This window comes from bacterium, from assembly GCA_036524115.1.
Classification (GTDB): Bacteria; JAUVQV01; JAUVQV01; order JAUVQV01; family DATDCY01; genus DATDCY01.
Map to the genome: position 1 here is coordinate 1 of DATDCY010000067.1, position 1642 is coordinate 1642.

At 75.1% G+C, this 1642-nt stretch carries 3 protein-coding genes; all 3 read right to left on the reverse strand.

From position 1 onward, the window contains the following. A partial coding sequence (locus VI078_03170) for a hypothetical protein (protein ID HEY5998284.1) occupies window positions 1-275 on the reverse strand: 275 nt, incomplete at its 3' end. 21 nt (window positions 276-296) lie between these two features. Further along, entirely contained in the window at window positions 297-725 is a 429-nt protein-coding gene (locus VI078_03175; protein HEY5998285.1) for a secondary thiamine-phosphate synthase enzyme YjbQ, read from the reverse strand. Beyond that, a partial coding sequence (locus tag VI078_03180) for a DUF362 domain-containing protein (protein ID HEY5998286.1) occupies window positions 722-1642 on the reverse strand: 921 nt, incomplete at its 5' end. The genes VI078_03180 and VI078_03175, both read right to left, overlap by 4 nt.

Below are 1642 nucleotides of genomic sequence, written 5' to 3' on the forward strand. Positions count from 1 at the left end.
CGCGGCTGGGGCCCGCGCCCCTCCTCGCGCTCGCGCAGGCGGCGGGACCAGACGGTCTTCTGGGCGTTGTAGCGGGCGACGAGGGAATTGTACTTGAAGCTCAGCGTCGAGTTCTGCAGCGGGCGGCTGGCGTAGGCGCCGACGAGCGCCTGCACCTCCTTCTCCATCTTCTCCGGCGGGATCCGCTGCTGCCCGCAGAGGAACAGGTCATACTCCCGCGCAAGCTGGCGCAGCAGCGTCTCGAGCTGTGCGATGTCCTTCTCCGGGCTCGCCACCGGACCCCTCCGCCCCCCTCCCTACGGGCCGTAGGCCTGGATGCTCAGGCGCACGGTCCGCGCGCGCGGCCCGTGGAACTCGCAGAGGAAGATCCCCTGCCACTGCCCGAGCTGCAGCTCCCCGTCCTCGACCGCGAGCACGAGCGCGTGGCCGACGAGGCTGGCCTTGACGTGCGCCGCGGCGTTGCCCGGGTGCGTCCACGCCGCCCCCCAGGGAACGAGCCGCTCGAGGTGGTTCGCCAGGTCGGCGGCCACCTTCGGGTCGTTGCGCTCGTTGAGGGTGATCGCCGCCGTCGTGTGCGGCACGAAGCAGTGCACGAACCCCCGCGCGATCGCCGCCGCCCGCACCTGGTCGCGCACCTGGTCGGTGATGTCGATGACCTCGGTCCGCCACCGGGTCCGCACCTCGATCTCCCGCCGTCCTCCCGCCATGCCGTCCCCCCCGCTCACATCCGCCCCCTCAGCAGCGCCCCGACCGCCCCCAGCACCTCCACCGCCCCCGCGGGGCACAGCTCCGCGCAGCAGTAGCAGTGCTGGCAGCGCGCCTCGTCGATGCGGTACCCGCCCGCGCGCTGCTCCATCGCCCCCGTGGGGCAGGCGGCCGCGCACGCGCCGCAGCGGCGGCATTCTCGCACATCCACCCGCAAACGGGAACGGCGCAGCACATTGAAGACCACCGCGTTGGCCGCCCAGGTCAGGAGCCCGGCGCGGAAGGTCGACGGCAGGGCGAAACCGGCCGCCGGCTCCGCGGGGCCGTCGACGCGGATCGCCTCGGCGGCGAGCAGCCCGAGACCGCGCGCCACGGCCGCGCGCAGGTGCTCGACCCGCTCGGGCGCCACGCCGATGATGCGCGCCGCCGTGGCGTCCAGCGCGACCGGGTCGTCGGAGGCGAGCAGCAGGCCGAGCGGGTGAGGCCTGCCATGGGTCGGCCCGTCGCCGGCCATGGCGACGATCGCGTCCATGACGGCCAGGTCGGGGCGCCGCACGGCGCAGACGTCGGCGAGCACCGCGGCGAAGCGCGCCGGCGTGCGGGCCGCCGCGTGCAGCCGCGCCTTCTCCGCGCCCGCGAGGATTCCGTACGAGTTCTTCACCGCACCGGTCAGCAGGGTCAGGCAGTGCGTCTTGAGCTTGGGCACCGTCACCAGGTAGTCGGCCTCGAGCACCGCGCGCGAGACGACCGCGTCGGCGACGGTCCCGGAGGCTAGCCGGACCCGCGCCGTCGTCGCCCCCAGCTCGACGAAGGCGTCACCCGCGGCCGCGAGCAGCCCGGCGTCCGCGAAGCAGCGCCGCGAGGAGCCGTAGGCGCGCGCCCCCGGGTTGTCCCCGACGGCGACCTGCGCGCCGCGCCGGCGCAGCGCGGCGACGAG